At 64.5% G+C, this 16940-nt stretch carries 16 protein-coding genes; 4 read left to right on the top strand and 12 right to left on the bottom strand.

Annotated elements, in window-relative coordinates:
- Window positions 1-155: 155 nt before the first annotated feature.
- The 9 genes from VD811_11510 to VD811_11470 all read right to left on the bottom strand — a co-directional run bounded on the left by VD811_11510 (window position 156) and on the right by VD811_11470 (window position 11578).
- Window positions 156-932: a PP2C family protein-serine/threonine phosphatase gene (locus VD811_11510; protein HXV21600.1), complete on the bottom strand. Its 777-nt coding sequence runs from the start codon at window positions 930-932 to the stop codon at window positions 156-158.
- 62 nt (window positions 933-994) lie between these two features.
- Window positions 995-1780, bottom strand: coding sequence for a tRNA 2-thiocytidine(32) synthetase TtcA (ttcA, locus tag VD811_11505; protein HXV21599.1), 786 nt, complete (start codon window positions 1778-1780; stop codon window positions 995-997).
- Window positions 1781-1900: 120 nt separating this feature from the next.
- A complete protein-coding gene (locus VD811_11500; GenBank protein HXV21598.1) occupies window positions 1901-2158 on the bottom strand; it encodes a GSU3128 family (seleno)protein in 258 nt (85 codons plus the stop codon).
- 97 nt (window positions 2159-2255) lie between these two features.
- Window positions 2256-3659 carry a radical SAM protein gene (locus VD811_11495; protein ID HXV21597.1) on the bottom strand — a complete coding sequence of 468 codons (1404 nt, stop codon included), beginning with the start codon at window positions 3657-3659 and terminating at the stop codon, window positions 2256-2258.
- 75 nt (window positions 3660-3734) lie between these two features.
- Window positions 3735-4937 (bottom strand): hypothetical protein, encoded by a 1203-nt coding sequence (locus VD811_11490; protein HXV21596.1) that lies wholly within the window; start codon window positions 4935-4937, stop codon window positions 3735-3737.
- Between the two features lie 160 nt (window positions 4938-5097).
- A complete protein-coding gene (locus VD811_11485; protein ID HXV21595.1) occupies window positions 5098-8271 on the bottom strand; it encodes an efflux RND transporter permease subunit in 3174 nt (1057 codons plus the stop codon).
- The gene (locus VD811_11480; protein ID HXV21594.1) at window positions 8268-9488 is read right to left on the bottom strand and encodes an efflux RND transporter periplasmic adaptor subunit; all 1221 of its coding nucleotides are present in this window, start codon (window positions 9486-9488) and stop codon (window positions 8268-8270) included. The genes VD811_11485 and VD811_11480 overlap by 4 nt, the downstream gene beginning before the upstream one ends.
- Window positions 9489-9545: 57 nt before the next feature.
- Entirely contained in the window at window positions 9546-10949 is a 1404-nt protein-coding gene (locus VD811_11475; GenBank protein ID HXV21593.1) for an efflux transporter outer membrane subunit, read from the bottom strand.
- Window positions 10940-11578, bottom strand: coding sequence for a TetR family transcriptional regulator (locus VD811_11470; protein ID HXV21592.1), 639 nt, complete (start codon window positions 11576-11578; stop codon window positions 10940-10942). The genes VD811_11475 and VD811_11470 overlap by 10 nt, the downstream gene beginning before the upstream one ends.
- Before the next feature lie 184 nt (window positions 11579-11762).
- Between VD811_11470 and VD811_11465 the strand changes: the two genes are divergently transcribed.
- The 4 genes from VD811_11465 (at window position 11763) to VD811_11450 (ending at window position 13068) form a co-directional block, all read left to right on the top strand.
- Window positions 11763-12032, top strand: coding sequence for a hypothetical protein (locus tag VD811_11465; protein ID HXV21591.1), 270 nt, complete (start codon window positions 11763-11765; stop codon window positions 12030-12032).
- 204 nt (window positions 12033-12236) lie between these two features.
- Entirely contained in the window at window positions 12237-12374 is a 138-nt protein-coding gene (locus tag VD811_11460) for a hypothetical protein (GenBank protein HXV21590.1), read from the top strand.
- A gap of 39 nt (window positions 12375-12413) precedes the next feature.
- Window positions 12414-12716 (top strand): Smr/MutS family protein, encoded by a 303-nt coding sequence (locus VD811_11455; protein ID HXV21589.1) that lies wholly within the window; start codon window positions 12414-12416, stop codon window positions 12714-12716.
- A gap of 4 nt (window positions 12717-12720) precedes the next feature.
- Window positions 12721-13068, top strand: a complete 348-nt coding sequence (locus VD811_11450) for an MmcQ/YjbR family DNA-binding protein (GenBank protein ID HXV21588.1) — start codon at window positions 12721-12723, stop codon at window positions 13066-13068.
- A gap of 111 nt (window positions 13069-13179) precedes the next feature.
- On the opposite strand, the gene VD811_11445 is transcribed toward VD811_11450, so the two are convergent.
- The 3 genes from VD811_11445 to mltG form a co-directional block, all read right to left on the bottom strand.
- The gene (locus VD811_11445) at window positions 13180-13584 is read right to left on the bottom strand and encodes a hypothetical protein (GenBank protein HXV21587.1); all 405 of its coding nucleotides are present in this window, start codon (window positions 13582-13584) and stop codon (window positions 13180-13182) included.
- Window positions 13585-13897: 313 nt separating this feature from the next.
- Entirely contained in the window at window positions 13898-15871 is a 1974-nt protein-coding gene (locus VD811_11440) for a response regulator (protein ID HXV21586.1), read from the bottom strand.
- 34 nt (window positions 15872-15905) lie between these two features.
- Window positions 15906-16907 (bottom strand): endolytic transglycosylase MltG, encoded by a 1002-nt coding sequence (gene mltG / locus VD811_11435; protein HXV21585.1) that lies wholly within the window; start codon window positions 16905-16907, stop codon window positions 15906-15908.
- Window positions 16908-16940: the final 33 nt, after the last annotated feature.

The following is a 16940-nucleotide window of genomic DNA, read 5'->3' as shown; positions in this document are numbered from 1 at the left end:
GAAAAGATTCGCGCCGTCTTCGACCGCATCATCGGGCCGGAGGGCGGGTCGTAATAGATAATATCCGTGATCGGTGATCTGGCTGACGTTTTCTGCAACTTCCACCCGCCCCTCCCGCATCCCCCGCCTCAGCGTCCGCTTTTCCCCTTCCTTTGTCACCCGCTTCGGCCGGGTTCCTGCCAGAAGCTGTGAAAGTCGAGAACGATGGCGGTGCAGTCGTCGACCGGGGGATCGTCGGTGCCGAAACGCTGGAGGGCGGCGAAGATCTGCTCGAGAAATTCTAGATGGTCGTCGCCATCCTTCCGCAGCACCTGCTGCAGGCGCTCCAGCCCGAAGGGCTCCCCCCTGTTGTTGGTGGCATCGGAGACGCCGTCGGTGTAGAGGAGAAAACGGTCCATCTTTACAAACTGGAACGACTGCAGGCCGATTTTGGGGTCATCGAAAAAGCCGACCGGCGGCGCCGTCGTAGGCAGGGAGAAGATGGTGTCGCCGCGACGGACCAGCGGCGCCGGGTGGCCGGCGTTGACGTAGTGCATCTCCAGGGTTTCCGGATTGATGATGCCGAAGAAGAGGGTGGCGGAGAAGTAGTGGTCGAATTCCCGGGAACGGATGGCGAAGGACTGCAGAAAGTTGTTGACCTCCCGCACGGTCGCCAGAGGGGCGCAGCCCGCCCGGGCAGAGCGGTGGATGAAGCCGTAGAGCAGGGACATGACCACCGACGCGTGGAGACCGTGGCCGGTGACGTCACCGATAAAGATGGCCTGGCAGTCGTCAGGCATGGTGATGAAGTCGAAAAAATCGCCGCCCAGCCCCCAGGCCATGCGGTTCTTGTAGCCGATGCAGCACCAGTTGCAGACTGGCGAACTCTTGGGGAAGAGCAGCTGCTGCACATGTGTCGCCAGGTCGATTTCGAGCTGGTCGGGATTGGCCATGGGCCTCCGGGAAAATCGAAAGTTACCTGAATACTAGCGAAGATTCAGCGTTTGGCCAGTTCTCAGAACTCTTTCAGGCTCTTGTCCAGCAGATGCCGGGGATGGACGTTGCCGAGCGCGCCGAGCATGCTCCGTTTCAGGTGCGGATTTTCCTTGGCCAGTTCGGCGATGAGCCGCTTCATCCGTTTGCGCTTCTGATCGACCACACCGCAGACCGGGCAGGCGCAGCAGATGACGGGAAAGCCGTTGGTGCGGGTGAAGGCGATGATGTCCTTCTCCTCGACGTAGACGAAGGGGCGGATGACCGTCTGTTTGCCGTTGTCGGCGAGCAGTTTGGGACTCATCGCCGCCAGGGTGCCGACGTAGAACTGGTTGAGCAGCAGCGTCTCGATGAAGTCGTCGAGATGGTGGCCGAGGGCGATCTTGTTGCAGCCGAGCTCCTCGGCGACGGTGTAGAGGACGCCGCGGCGCAGCCGCGCGCAGAAGGAGCAGTAGGAGGAGCCCGGACGCCGCTTCTCCTCGATGATCCGGTAGCACTCGGTCGGCTCCATCCGGTAGGTGAAGCCGTGCTCCTGCAGGTGCGCTTCGACCACTTCCTTGCGATAGCCGGGAAAGCCGGAATCGACGTTGACCGCTACCAGTTCGTACTTCACCGGCGAGCGCTTCCGCAGGCTCTCCATGATATGCAGCAGGCTGTAGGAGTCCTTGCCGCCGGAGACGCCGACGGCGATGCGGTCGCCCGCTTCGATGAGGTTGAAGTCGCCGACCGCCTGGCCGGTCTGTTTCTTGATGCGGCGGAACAACCCGTCTTCGATAAGAGCCACAGACTTTCTCCGGTTTTTCGGGATGTTGGAGGCTCTTTTTAATCCATCCGGGGAAAAAACGCAAGTCCTTTGGCCTGCTGCAAAGAAAAAGGGCGGACCGGGGGCCGCCCTTTGCGTGGCTGAGGGGCGATTCGTGAATCGCCCCTACCTGTCGATCTCCAGCTCCTCCAGCATCCGCAGGGTGAAGTTCTTCGCCCGCCCCGCCGGGGCGATCATGCCGTAGGCCATCGCCTCTTTGAGTTCCGCCTCGCTGGCGCCTGCCTCCTTCGCGACCGCGAAGTGCTTTTTCAGTCAGTCGGGGCAGCCGGTCGTCACGGCACAGGCGACCCGGATCAGCTCGCGGGTCCTGACGTCGAGGACTTCTTCGTACTCGTAGTCGAGAAACTTCTTGCGCATCTTCATGCCAATCCTCCCTTTCTATTGATGTCAGTCAATGGCGGTTGCATAGCATGAATTGTCCGGATTTGCCGGAGCAGATCCTGCCAGAAACCGATTGTCATCAGAAATAATCCCCCAGCCCGGCGGTGATCCGCTCGCAGCGCGCGATCTCCGGCCGCAAGGCGCCGCTCGCCTCGGATTCCGCTCCGCCCAGCAGTCGACCGAGGGCGGCGATCTCTTCCCCTTCCAGCGTCATCTCACCGCCGGCGTTCTGCCGCTCGATCACCACCTTGCGACCTTTGTTCAGCGGGACCTCGACGAAGGGGTTGCGGTAGGTGACGGCCGGTTGGAGAGAAGCCTCGGCGTAGCGAAGAAGCAGGCGGAGCCCGGTGAAGTCAATCAACGGCCAGAGAGTGGCCGAGACGGCGAGACGGTCGGCGGCCGGGCTTAGCTCCCACCCCTCCCGGGACGCTTCTCGGGCGGCGAGGGTTGCGGCCTGCCGCCGCAACGCCTCGGAGCTCCCCGTCAGAGCCAGGGAGCGGAGGTAGCCGTTTTCGGTGAGATCCTCGGTCGGCTTGCTGACGAAAGGGGCGTGACGCCGGCGGGCGGCGAGGCGCTGGAAACGGTTCTTGTAGACGAAAGAGCAGTAGTTGACCGGCAGTTCGATGTTGTTGTCCAGAGTATGGCGCAGCAGTTCCAGAGCGGCCAGCTCCGACTCGAGGACGGTCACCTTTTCGCCGTGGACGAAGGAGTAGCCGCGGCCGGCGAGGGCGGCGTGGTTGTGGGGGGTGAGCCGCAGCTGGTGCAGGTTGAGGTAGTCGATGCCGCGCTCGGCCATCTCGGCGGCTTTCGCCTTGAGCAGCGGCAAATCCTCGGGAATCGCCGGGATCTCGACGGTGACGTGGGGAATGATGCCGACGGCGAGGGCCGCCTTTTTCAGGTGGTAGCGGGTGGCGCCGATGTCGAAGCGGATCTCGTCGAGGCCGGCGTCGCGCAGCCGCAGCAGGCTGTCGCGGGTGACCAGCGTGCCGTTGGTGTAGAGCCAGAGGTGGACGGCGTCGCCGCGCCGCTTCTTGACGGCGGTGATGAACTTGAGGGTCTTCTCCGGGGTCAGCAGCGGTTCGCCGCCGCTGATGCTGACGCCGCGAAAGCCGAATTTCTCGACGTAATCGACATAGTCGGCGGACTGGGGAAAACGCAGGGTGTTGGTGGTCGGCTGCTCGGTGCTGGTCTGCGGCGCCGGACAGTAGAAGCAGCGGCCGTTGCAGCGGCCGTTGATGAACAGGCACGACCAGCTTCCTTCGCCGCAGAGACGACAGCCGGGCGAGAGGCGGCGGCAATCGAGCTTGGTCTGCAAATAGCCGGATTCGGTGCGCCCGGCCAGGGCGGCGAGCAGTTCCGTCCGACGCGCCTGGGCGGCCTCGGCTTCGGGACCGGAGAGAAATTTCAGCGACGCGTAGCGCTCGCCGTACTCACGGCGATTGGCTTCGATCAGTTCGGTTCGGTTGCGGGTGTCGATGTTCATTCTGTCGATTGCCGGGGCAAGGAGAAAATTGGAGCGGATGGTCCCGGTGCGCTGGGAGGAGATTGTGACGGCACTTCATTTCCTGGCGGATTTTTTCTCAAGCGGCGGCAGTATCGGATAGTCGCCGAACACCATCTCCAGGCGCAGAGAGATGCCGGGTGTTACATCGAAGTTCTCTTCGCGCGGGAAGGCGAGCTGGGGAGCGACCTCGAAGTAAAGCCAGTCCCGCCAGAGCCGCTGCCGGTAACGGACGCTCAGCACAACCGACTCGAGACGGTGGCTCGGACGCGTCACGAAAGAATTCCCCCAGCTGTACACCAGCACCCGTCGGGAGCTGAGACGCTGGAAGACAGAGGGACTGAGTGTGTAGAAATAGCCGTCCTCGCCCTTGATCCACGTGCCATCGGCAACGGCGCGAAAGAACAGGTTGTGTCGCAGCTCCCGGTCAAGGTCGAAGGTCGTCCGGACGCGCACCGAGCCGTCGGTGAGCCCGATAATGCGCTGGGTAAAGCGGAAGAGCCAGCGGTCGAAGGGGACGGACTGCCGGTAGCGCGGCTCGAGAAAAAGCACCGGTATCCCGCTGCGAAAGCGCAGGCCGCTGCGCACGCTTATGTGGCGGTATACGGTCCGCTGCAGAAAGTAACGCAGGGAGACGGAGGAGTTCTCGCCGGTGTCGATAAGCTCTGCCGGCACACCTTCGCCGCCGGTTATGGCCTGGAAGTCGTTTTCGTCCTCCGGGTCCCCGGCAAACAGCAGCTGCAGTCGGTTCTCAAGCAGCGGCAGGTCGAGGCGAACATTCGCCTGGACGTCGTATTCAAATGGTTCTCCCTCCTCGGCGAAGAGGGAGAACCTGACTCTGATTCGGCTCTTCCCCACCTCGTCTTCCACCCGCGGGTCGGCGAAGAAGGAGTCGAGCCAGCGGGCGGTGGAGGTCACTCCAGAGGAAATCTTCCGGTGATATTCATCGACAATTCCCGGCGCCTTTGGTTCTTCTGCCGGCGCTGGCACTTCTGTGGGTGCCGCCTCCGCTGTGGGTGCCGCCTCCGCTGTGGGTGCCGCTTCCGCTGTGGGTGCCGCTTCCGCTGTGGGTGTCGGCTCCGTCCCCTTGTCAACCTCTTCGGCGCTTGCCTCTGCGGCGGGAGACGGCGTCTCGGGCTCCTCGGCGACCGTCTCTGCCGGGGCGGTGGTAGAAACAGCCTCTTCCGCCGCAGTCGTCGACAGGGGCAGTCCGATCCCGAGCAGCAAGAACGCCAGAAAACCCGTGAGCAGTCGTGACATCGGCAAGAGAATCCAGTTCGCAATGGCGGGAGGATGGTTCACTAAATGGGAGAAGTGTAGCAGAAAGTCTGCCGAACGCAAAGAGCCGGACTTCTTGCCGCCCCAAGAGGCCCGGCCCGCTGGCAGAACTTCTTCTTCCTGTCGCAGAACCTCAGCCGGCCTATTCCGTCACCATCTCCACGCTGTGGTCGGCGTGTGCGGTCCGCAGCCCGAACAGTCGCCGGATGTCCTCCAGCGCCAGGTAGAGGGCGGGAATCAGCAGCAACGTGATGCCGGTGGCGAAGAGGATGCCGAAGCCGAGCGAGATCGCCATCGGGATGAGGAACTGCGCCTGCACGCTCCGCTCCAGGATCATCGGCGCCAGACCGAAGAAGGTGGTCAGCGAGGTCAGCAGGATCGGCCGGAAGCGCCTCTGCCCGGCATCCATGACCGCCTGGCGCAAGTCCTCGCCTCCCGCCCGCAGGTTGGCGTTGATGCGGTCGATTAGCAGCAGCGAGTCGTTGACCACCACTCCCGAGAGGGCGACGATGCCGAAGATGCTGAGGATTGAGAGGTTGAAGCCCATGAGCAGGTGGCCGGCGATGGCCCCGACGATGCCGAAGGGGATGGCGCTCATGATGATCAGCGGCTGGCTGTAGCTGCGGAAGGGAATGGCGAGCAGGGCGTAGATGGCGAAGAGCGCCAGCAGGAAACCGCTGCCCATGCTGGCCATCGATTCGCGCCGCTCCTTCTCCTCTCCTTCCAGATCGAAGGTAAGGCCGGGGAAGTCGTCCCGCAGGTCGGTGAGCAGCCCTGTCTTCAGGTCGCCGAGGATTTCCTGGGTGTTGGCCTGCTGGCTGTCGACGCTGGCGGTGACGTTGATGACCCGCTTGCGGTCGGTGCGCTTGATCTCGGAGAAGCCGCGCCCTTCCTCTACCCAGGCTGCCCGCCCCAGGGGGATCTCCCCTCCCTGCGGGGTGCGGATGCGCATCGCTTCCAGGTCCCAGCGGCTCCGGCGGCTCTCCTCCGGATAGCGGACCATCACCTTGAGCTCGTTGCGGCCGCGCTGCAGGCGCAGCGATTCGGCCCCGTAAAAGGCGGCGCGGACCTGACGGCCGAGGTCCTCCTCGGTGATCCCCAGGGTGCGCGCCTCGGGCTTGAGACGGATCTTGAGCTCGCTCTTGCCCTGGGCGTAGCTGTCCTCGATGTCGCCGACGCCCGGGTATTTGGCCAGCTCTTCCTTGACCCGGCCGGCGGCCCGGGTGAGGGCGGCGAAGTCTTCATGCGCCAACTGGATGTCGATATTGGCGCCCATGCGCACCAGGTTCGACTTGAAGACCAGCGATTCCACCCCCGGGATCTCCCCCACCTTCTGTCGCCAGCGGTTGGTGATCTCGGCGGCCGGGACGCCGCGGTCCTCGCTCCGGGTCAGGAACAGGGCCATGTCGGAGAGATGCCCTGCCGCCTGGGAGCTGCCGCCGCCCGGCCCCCCGGCGGCGATGGTGCCGCCGATCACCCCGTAGAAGTGACGCATGATCCCCTGGCCCTCCGGCCGTCGGCTGTCGAACTCCGCTACCGTCGCCATCGCCTCCTGCTCGATATGACGCTCGACCCGGGCCGTCTCCGCGGCCGGTGTCCCCTGCGGCATCTGCAGCGAGGCGGTGATGACATCGCCGTCGACCTCCGGCATGAAGGTGAATTTGAGCAGGCCGCCGCCGATGACGCCGACCGCGAGCAGCAGGATCGCCACCGCCGTCGCCAGGGTGAGATAACGATGGCGCAGGCAGAGCTCGAGGGTGCGGCGGTAGGGACCGGCGATGAAACGGTCGAGCTGGCGGCCGAACCAGCATCTTACCCGGTCGATGCCGGCGAGCAGGCCGGTCGCGGCTTCCCGGCGCCGGCCGAGGGCGAGGTGGGAGGGGAGAACGAAGAGGGATTCGACCAGCGAGACCAGCAGAATGGTGATCACCACCAGGGGGATCACCTGGATGAACTTGCCCATCACGCCGCTGACGAAGATCAACGGGGCGAAGGCGGCCACCGTGGTCAGGACCGAGAAGACGACCGGCCCCCCGACCTCTTGCGTTCCGTCCACGGCCGCCCGGAGGAACGGCTTGCCGAGCTGGCGCTGCTCGTAGACGTTTTCGCCGACGACGATGGCGTCGTCGACGACGATCCCCAGGGCGAGGATGAAGGCGAAGAGGGAGATCATGTTGATCGAGACCCCCAGCGCCGGCATCAGGAAGAGGGTGCCGAGAAAGGAGATGGGGATTCCCAGCATCACCCAGAGGGCGAGGCGGATCTCCAGGAAAAGGCCGAGGATGAGAAAGACCAGCACCAGGCCGAAGGCGGCATTCTTCTGCAACAGATGAAGGCGGCTTTCGAAGAGCTCGGAGGTGTCGTTCCAGGTGGCGATCTGCACCGAAGGGGGGAGGCTCTGCCGCTTCTCTTCGATATATTTTTTGACCAGCGCCGAGATCTCCGTCGGCTTCTGCTCGCCGACCCGGAAGACCTTGACCATGGCCGCCGGCTTGCCGTCGAAGGTGGCGAAGGTGTCGGTCTCCTCAAAGGTGTCGCGGACGTTGGCGATGTCGCGCAGGTGCACCTGGGTACCGTCGGGGTTGGTGAGGATGACGATGTTCGCATACTCCGGCCCGAAGTAGCGGCGCTCCTTGGTGCGCAGCAGGATTTCACCCCCTGCCGTCCTGATGGTGCCGCCGGGCAGGTCGAGAGAGGCGCGTCGCACCTGCTGCGCCACCTGATCGAGGGTCAGGTTGTAGCGGCGCAGGTTTTCCTCGGGGATCTCGATGGAAATTTCGTAGGGACGCACTCCGCCGAGATCGACCTGGGTGATTTCCGGGTAGACCAGCAGGTCGTCGCGCACGCTTTCCGCCCATTCGCGCAGGCTGCGCTCGGCAAGATCGCCGTAGACCACGACGGAGATGACTTCGCTGCGGTTGAGAACCTTGGCGATGACCGGTTCCTCGGCGTCCAGCGGAAAGGTGGTGATGCGGTCGACCTCGCTCTTGACGTCCTGCAGCACCTGGTCGGGGTCCATCCCGGCGCCCACCTCGGCCATCACCGTCCCCAGTCCTTCGGCGGCGGTCGCCTTGATCTGCTTGATGCCGTCGACGCCGGTGAGGTTCTCCTCGATCTTGAGCAGGATCCCTTCCTCCACTTCCTCGGGGCCGGCTCCCGGATAGGGGACGGTCACCGAAATCCAGTCGAGGTTGACCTCGGGGAAGACCTCCTGCTTGACCTTCGGTCCCAGCAGCAGGCCGCCGACGATGAAGACCAGCATCAGCAGGTTGGCGGCGACGTGGTTGCTGGTCATCCAGCGGACTGCCCCGTTCATGGCCTGGACTCCGCCGTTTCGCCCGCCACAGCCGTGGCCCGCTCCTGCGGCGTCGCGGCCGGCCGCAGTTTCATTCCCTCGGCGGCGCCGGCCAGGGCGGTCAGCACCACCTGGTCGCCGGCGGCGAGGCCACTGCCGATCACCACTTCGTCACGGGTGCGTCGTAACAGTTCGACGGGGCGGATCTTGAGATGGGTGTCGTTCATGACCCAGACCGTGCCGCCGTCGCGCAGGGCGGAAGCCGGCAGCACGGCCACATCCCTGAGTGTCTTGCCCTGCAGCAGCACTTCCACGAAAGAGCCGATGGCCAGCTCCGGCCGCCCGGCCTGACGGTCCTGCAGCCCGTAGGGGTCATCGACCGCAACCACCACCCGGAACATGCGCCCCTGCGGGTCGACGTCGCCGAGGGTGCGCACCAGTCGGCCGACCCAGTCGTAGTTCTGCCCGGCGCCGGCCAGCCGGACGGTGGCCGCTGCGCCCTCTTCCAATTCGCCCCGGCGGGGGAGATGCAGCCATTCGAGATCCTGCCGGGGGAGGGGGACGACGATCTCCGCCTGGTCGGTTCCAGCCAGGAGGGCGACCGACGTGCCTGCTTGCAGGTACTGGCCGAGGTCGAGAGACTCGGAGCGCACCAGCGCGTTGAACGGGGCGCGCAGCACGGTGCGGTCGAGGTCGAGCTCGGCCTGTCCGAGGGTGGCGCGGGCCGAAAGGAGGGCGGCGCGGGCGTTTTTCAGCTGCGGCTCGTAGACGACCAGGGGGTTGGGCTGCTGGCCGTCGGCGAGCTTGAGCCGGTCCCATTCCTCCCGGGCGATGCGCGCTTGCCCCTCTATGGTCGCCAGGTCATACTCGGCTTTGGCCATGGCTGCCTGCGCCTTGTCGACGGCCAGCCGGTAGTCGGCGTCGTCGACCCGGAAGAGAACCTCCCCCCGGCGAAAGAAGCCGCCGGCCACGAAGCCCGGCGCCACTTCCACCACCCGGCCGCTGATCTGCGGGATCACGCTGATCTCCTGACGTGGCTGGACGGCGCCGGTCCCCTGTACCTCGACCTGGCGCTCGCCGCGGGCCACCGTGGCCACCTCGACCAGGGCGCCGGGATTCTCTCGCGCCTCCTTCTTTGGCTCGGGGCGGTTCAGGATCATGAGCCGCATGGCAATGAAGGCGGCGACGACGATCAGCAGGGGGAGGACGATCTTGAACAGTTTCGATCTAGCACTCATGGCCGAATCCTCCAAAGCAGTAAATAGGTCCTATGGGTCCCATGGATCCCATGGGGCCTATAAATTTTTTTCCATCTCCGCCACCATCCACTCTCCCCCCAGCGCCCGGGCCAGCGAGATGCGGTCGGCAAGCAACTGTCGACGGGCGGCGAGAAGCTGGCTTTCGGCGTCGAACTGCAGCCCCTGGGCGGTCAGCACCGGCAGGTAGTCGGATAGCCCCTGCAGGTAGCGGTCGAGGGCCAGGCGCAGCGCCGCCTGGCTGGCCGTCACCCGCGCCTCGACAAGGATGATCCGCTCCTCGGTGGTGCGGTTGGCCGCCAGGGCATCCTCGACTTCCTGAAAGGCGGTAAGCACGCTCTGGTGGTAGCGGAAGAGGTTCTCACGAAAGAGGGCCCGGTTGCGCTCGACCTCGGCGCTGCGCCGGCCGCCGTCGAAGACTGGTTGGGCCAGATCGAGCAGCAGGCTCCAGAAAATATTGCCCGAGTGCAAAAGCTCGCCCAGATCGCTGCTCGCGCCGCCGTAGTTGCCGATCAGGTTGAAGGAGGGGAAGCGGTCGGCGATGGCCGCCGCGATGCGGGCGTCGCTCGCCTTGAGGCGGAGCAGGGCAGCCTCGACGTCCGGCCGCCGGGCGAGCAGGTCGGCGGGCAGGCCGGCGGGAAAGGCCGCCGGTCCGATCGGCAGTTCGGCCAGGGTGCCGGTTGCCCCCCCCTCGGGATAGCGGCCGAGCAGCACCGCCAGGGCATGCTCGGTTGCGGCCAGGGTGTTGGCGAAGAGCGGCCGGCTGGCCCGGGCACCGGCCAGGTTCTGGCGGGACTGGTAGACGTCGAGGGCCGGCACCAGACCCTCGCGGTAGCGCCGTTCGACCCGCTCGAGGGTATCGGCGAACGCCGCGATGCTGCGGTCCGCCAGTTCGAGCTGGGCACGCTGTTCCACCGCCAGGAAGTAGAGGTCGGCCACCCGGGCGGAGAGGGAGAGATAGAGGGTTTTGGCGTCCTCCCGGGAGGCGGATGCCTCCAGGAGTGCTGTTTCGGTGCGCGCGGCGAGCTTGCCCCAGAGGTCGAGTTCGAAAGCAGCGGCGGCCGAGAGCTGGAAACTGTCGGCAGTCTCCGGGCCCTTGAAGCCGGGCTGGCGTCCGCGGCCGGCGGCGCCGTCCAGATTGACGCTCGGCAGCTGTCCCGCCCGGGCGATGCCGAGCTGGGCCTCGGCCTGCTGGATGCGGGCGAAGGCCTGGGCCAGGTCGAGATTGGCGGCGAAGGATTCCTCCACCAGCGCGTTCAGTCGCGGGTCCGCGAAGCTTTCCCACCAGCGCTCGACGGGCGGAGCGGCGGCGGCGCCCGGTTCGACGTAGGCCGGGGGAATGGCGGCCGGCAGGGTTGTTTCCTGCGGCCGGTGCAGGGAGCAACCGGCGAAAAGCGGCAGAAGCAGCCAAAGGCAGCTTCGTGCGGCGGATTTCAGGCGCATGCGGCCTCCATTCCGGCCGTGACGAAGTCGAGCAGCAGCGTCGTCAGGGAGGTGGCGTCGGTGGGTGGAGCGACCCCGGGCGGCAGCAACTGGAAGCGGCCGGCCATGCACAGGGTGTGACCCAACGCCCCGAGGGCGAAGTGCAGGCGCCAGAAGAGAGCGCTGCCCGAGAGGTGGGGAAGGGCTTCCGCCAGGGTGTCGTAGAGCAGGAAAAAGATCGGTTCCATTTGCCGCATGAAGATTTTGCGCAGGGTGTCGTCCGGTTCTGCTATCGCCCGTCCCACCAGGCGAACGAAGGCTTCGGCCCCCGGCCCGCTGTCGCGGAAGCTGAGCGTCGGCTCGACGAAGGCGCGCAGCACCTCCCTTGCCGAAGGCCGGCAGCCGGACTGGTGGGCGGCCTTCCGTACCGTCTCCAGTCTCTCCCGCCGAAGGTGGTTCAGCGGCACCAGCCGTCGTTCAAAAACCGCCTCCAGCAAGGCCTCCTTGGAACCGAAGTGATAGTTGACCGCCGCCAGGTTCGCCCGGGCTTCGCCGGTGATCGCCCGCAGGGAGGTGTTGTGGAAGCCCTCGGACGCGAACAGGTGTTCGGCGGCGTCGAGAATCCGGTCCTTGGTGTCGGTTTGACTCATTGGGTTTTCTTCCTCTCATCCGGAATAACTGCTTAAGATAATAAATCATACGTTTGATTAAAACAAACGTTTTAATTATTTGCGGGCCTTTTTGCAGTCGCCGCAGGATTTGACAGCGGCCCGGCCGGAACTATAGTGAAAATGTAACGGGATGAATTTGCCGGATTGTGCGAGGCGGAGGTGCATGATGAAGGGAGTGCTGGCAGTCATCGGGGCAACGGTCGGGGTTTGGCGCCGTGGCCTGGGCGGGGCGGTTTTGGGGGCAGCGGCCGGGTGGGGGGTCGGCACTCTGCTGACAGCGCGGGGACCTTCCGTCCGTTTGCCGGAGGAAGAGCATTACCGGCGTTATCCGGAAGAGGAAATCGTCGACGCCCTGCGGGACGCCGGAGACGAGCCCGAGGTGGAGGGGGCGGAAATGGACGATCTCTACCGGGAGGTTGGGGGCGCAAGCTGAAGCAGGCAGGCGGTGGGGCGGATGCCGGCGCAGAATGTCCGGCCGGGGATATTTAGGCGATCATAGGCGGGACTGCGAAGTTCCGCTTTTTTTGGAGATAGCCCCATCGAGAGAAAAATGAGCGGTGACAGGCAAACTTGAACCGTGCTATAGGATAGCGGGAAATGAATCCGGATTTTTCTTATTCCTCGTTTGCGAGGGGAGATGATGTTTTTCGACAAGGTATCCTTCTGGCTCATCGTCGGGGTGCTTTTCTTCATCGGTTTCGGCGTCATTGTTGTGACCGCCTTTTTGGCCCGGCCACCGGCTTCGCGCCGGAAAACCAGGCGCGACGGGGATTAGCCGGCCACTGGCCCGGCAAGCTGCAGGCGTAATAATGTTGTGAGCGAAGAAAGCGACGAGCCCGAAATCTCCGAGGTGATCGAGCTGCCGATTGACGGCGTGCTCGATCTGCATACCTTCCGTCCGGCCGAGGTGAAGTATCTCATCCCCGACTACCTGGCCGAGTGCCGCCGGCGAGGGATCCTCGATGTGCGCATCATCCACGGCAAGGGGATGGGTGTCCTGCAGCGCAGCGTACATGCCATTCTGGCCCGGCTGCCGGAGGTCATCACCTTTCGCCTCGCCGGAGAGGAAGCCGGCGGCTGGGGGGCGACGCTGCTGCGGCTGCGGCCGCCGGAGTAAAAAGATGGACATTGAGCGGCTGCGCGCCCATTGTCTGACGAAAAAAGGGGCCGTCGAGGAATATCCCTTCGGCCCCGAATACCCGGTCTTCAAGGTGGCCGGCAAGATATTCGCTCTTCTCCTGCCCGACATCGACCCGCCCTGGCTCAATCTCAAGTGCGACCCGTTGCACGCCGAGGTGCTGCGCGCCTACTATCCGGCGATCCGCCCAGGGTACCACATGAACAAACGGCACTGGAACACCCTGGTCCTCGACGGCAGCGTCCCCGAGGACGAACTCCTCTCGATGGTCGATGATTCCTATGCCTTGGTGGTGGCGGGCCTGCCACGGCGTCTCCAGTTTCCCGACTGAGGTGGCTCGAGCCGGTATCTCCGGCGAAGCGGGAGCTTTCCCTTGCGGAAAAAGAAAGAGCCGGTCACGTGACCGGCTCCCTGCTTGTCGTAGCACACTCTTGCGTATCGCTCAGTCAGGCGGGGGGAGCGGACGGCCTGGCGGCTCCGGCTCACCGACTTCAGCGATCTCACCGATGATTTTCACGGTAACGCTGTCACCGGGTTTTCCCTTGAGGGTGACGAGGAGGGTATTCGTGGTCTGCAGTTCGACCTCTGCCTGCTCCGTCCCCCCCCTCCGCAACGTCTTGCTGTCGGCCATTTCCACACCATTGACCTTGACCGAGACGTTGTTGGCGAACAAGGGGCCAGCAATGTCGCTATTGATCTCCAGCCTGCAGTTGGTTGCCTCCGCCGGGACGCTGAAGGCGGTGCCGGTGGTGGCCGGTTTCCCTTCTTCCCTGACGAACTTCTGGGGACCGAAGATGACGACGGGCTGCGCGGCAGCGGGAAGCACCACTCCCAGCAGCATGAACACAAGTAACCCGGATGCCCTCCTGGACCGTTTCCTGTTACTGCTTTTTGCATCTGATGTCATCGATCTTCTCCTTTTCTCAATAGCCGGCTTTCTTGTCTGTGCGAAGCCTCGCCCCATTTAATTGCCCCCTCTGTCTCGATAATGCAAAAAACGAGCCTAGCATTCGCTCCGCTTTTCGCTGATTTCCATGCACAAAAAAACTTTTTCCTTCTCCTCGACTTACAATTTGCGACACTGAGTGTCAATCTTTGTCAGTCTCGAAAAAATGAGCATATAAAGAATTCGACATTCGCCACGCTTCCCCGCAAGATCCTTAGCCGAACATCCGCCGGAACAGCCCCTTCTTCTCCCGCTCGCGCGTTTCCAACAGACTCTTCAGTCCTTTGCGCGCCATCAGTTGTCGCGCATCGAGCTTGAGCGCCTTGTTGAACTCCGCCTCGGCCAGGGTGTCCTCTCCCGCCTCGAACAGCAGCCACCCCTTGAAGGCGAAACCGGCGGCGGTCCGCTCCAGGGTCAGGGCGCGGTTGAGGAGTTGGCGGGCCTTCTCCTGCATGGCTCGGCTCGCGGCGTTTCTCGGGTTGCGGTAGATGGCCCAGGCGAGGTGTGCCAGGTAGTCGCCGTTGTTGGGGTCGATGTTGCAGGCATCTTGCAGGGCCGTCTCGGCGTTGTCCCACTCCTCCATCTGGATGAAAACCTTGCCCGACTGGGACTGGACCTGCGCCTGGAAACGGTCGTCCCCCTTCTGCCCGAGGCCGACCCGGTCGGAGCCGAGCAACTGGTCGTAGTTTTCCTTGCGTACGACGTCGGAGAGCGTGTTGTAGGCGTTGGCGACGGCGGCGAGAATCTCTTCGGCCATTGTCGCCTCGGCGCCGGCGAGTTGCATCAGCAGATCGGGACCAAACTGGCGGGTGAGGGAAAAATAGTTCTCCTTCAATTGATCGAAGGAAAACGTCGCCTGCGTCAGGCCGAAAATTTCGTAGTAGTTCTTTCCCTGCAGGGAGGCGTGGATTTTTCGGACCTCGGCCGTCCGAGCAGCTTCGCCCGGAACGTCAGCCGACGGGGGAGTCGGCGATACCGAAGCGATGGCAGGAGTGGCGGCTTGCGCCGCTGGCTCGACCAGGTCGGCAAAACTCTCCAGCGGCCCTTCGAGGGCAATCTCGGCCGTTTCCTCGGCCACGGCATTGAACAGGATGCGCAGGGGAAACTCCGGAGCCGCCAAGGTAAGAGGGACATCGGCGCAGCGCAACATGCCGAGGGCCTGGAGGGTCAGGGCCAGCGGGATGAGGTCGGCTTCTCCTGCCAGGCAGTCGGCCAGGGGGCGGGTGCCGTCGAGGCGCGGCAGCAGCTGCCTCTCCTCATGGCTCAGCGAGAGGAAGTTGACGTAGCGGAAATAGTCGGGGGCGAGCGCCGCAAAACGCGGTCCATCCTCGGTCAACAGCCGTTCGCGCTGTTCCGGCCGCAGGTAACGGTGGTATCCCTGGTAGAAAATCCGGGGAACGTTGACGGTGAGCAGCTGCAGTCCCGGCGGTGGAGTGAAGGGGTGCTCCACGGCGGTGAGCGGGGGAAGAGCGAAGGACTCCACCAGTTCGGCGCTCAGGTAGGCGAGTTTCTCCTCCAGAAGGTCAGGGTACTCGATGCACCCCATCTGGACCGGCAGCTCGTAGCGGTGCTGGCCGGGGCCGGCGTAGAAGGCGTATTCCTCGGCGGAGAGAAAGCCGCGACGGTGCAGCCAGTCGCCGAAGTCGCGATAGGCGAAACCGGGACGCACGAAAACCGGCGTGCCGCTGATGAGCGTCAGGCTGTACTCGCGCCCCTCGCCGCGCAGAACCAGGCGACCGCAGAAGCGGCCGATAAAAGCCCGGCGCAGATGAGCATCGACCGTCTCTGTGGTGGGAGCAGGCGGTGAAAGCGGAGCGTCGGCCGGCAGCGCCTGCTTGAGGGCGGCGAGGAGTTCGCCGGCCTTGAACGGTTTCTCCAGATAAGCCGCGATGCCGAGCGCTTTGGCTGCCCGCACGTAGGGGTCGCCGCGATAGGCGCCGGTGATGATGACGACGGGAAGGCCGCTGGTGTGGGGGTTCTGCCGCAGCCTTTTGAGCAGTTCGATGCCGTGCAGGCGCGGCAGCTTGAGGTCGAGCAACAGAAGATCAGGGGGAGATTGGGCAATCCGGCCCAGGGCCTCGACGCCGTCGCCGGCACGTTCGACCGCCAGCCCCTGGCGCGTAAGGAGCGCCTCGAGGGCGGCAGCAAGTTGGTCGTTGTCTTCAGCAAGCAGAACCCTGGAAGACATGCGCTCACTCCTCTGCCGGCCGGACCGGCGCAGTTCAGCGTTTCAACTGGTAGTGCCGTACGGCCTGGTTGTGCTCGCGCAGGTTCGTGGAAAAGGCATGGGTGCCGTCACCGCGGGCCACGAAGTAGAGGTAGTCGGCCTTGGCCGGGAATGCCGCCGCCCGCAGCGCGTCCTCTCCCGGGCTGGCGATCGGCCCGGGCGGCAGACCGGCAATGCGGTAGGTGTTGTAGGGGGTCGGCGTCCGCAGGTCCTTGCGGGTGATGTTGCCGTTGAAATTGGCGATCCCGTAGATAACCGTCGGATCGGCCTGAAGCGGCATTTTGCGGCGCAGGCGGTTGTGGAAGACCGCGGCGATCACCGGCATCTCGGCGAGCGTGCCGGCTTCCTTCTGGACGATCGAGGCGAGGGTCACCAGCTGATGCGGATCGAGTCCCAGCTTGGCCGCTCCTTCCACCATGTCGGGTGACAGGCGGCTTTCGAACTGGCGGACCATCACCTTGATGAGGCGATCCTCGGGGGTGCCGCTGGCGAAGAGGTAGGTCTCCGGAAAGAGGTACCCCTCGAGAGTGGGGGAAGCGATGCCGAGGGTGGCGATGAATTTGCGGTCGCGGGCCAGCCGCAGAAAAGTTTCGGCGCGGCCTAACCCCTCCGCCTCGATGCGGGCGGCGATCTCGCGCAGAGAGAACCCCTCGGGGATGGTCAGACGCTGCCGGCGGACATCACCGGCGACCAGCCGGTTAAGGACCCGTCCCGGTGTGGCCGGGCCGCTGAAGTCGTAGGGGCCGGCCTTGATCCGGTTGTTATCGCCGCGCAGCCAGGCCAGCAGTTTGAAGCCGGAAGCGCTGCGCACCACCCCCGCCTCCTGCAGGCGCCCGGCCACCTCGGCCAAGGGGAGCCCGGGAGTGACGTTCACCAGCGCGGATGCGGCCGGCGTCACCGGCTGGAAGATGAAGGAAACGAATTTGAACCCGACGACAATCGTCAGGAGGAGGCAGATCGGAAGAAAGATGCGCAGAACAGTTGAGCGTCGCGTCATAAAAAACATCTGCCCGCGGCAACGGGCGAAAAA

It is taken from the genome of Desulfuromonadales bacterium, from assembly GCA_035620395.1.
Taxonomy (GTDB): Bacteria; Desulfobacterota; Desulfuromonadia; order Desulfuromonadales; family DASPGW01; genus DASPGW01.
Note: the sequence above shows the minus strand (reverse complement) of the source record. Positions and strands in the feature narration are given on the sequence as shown.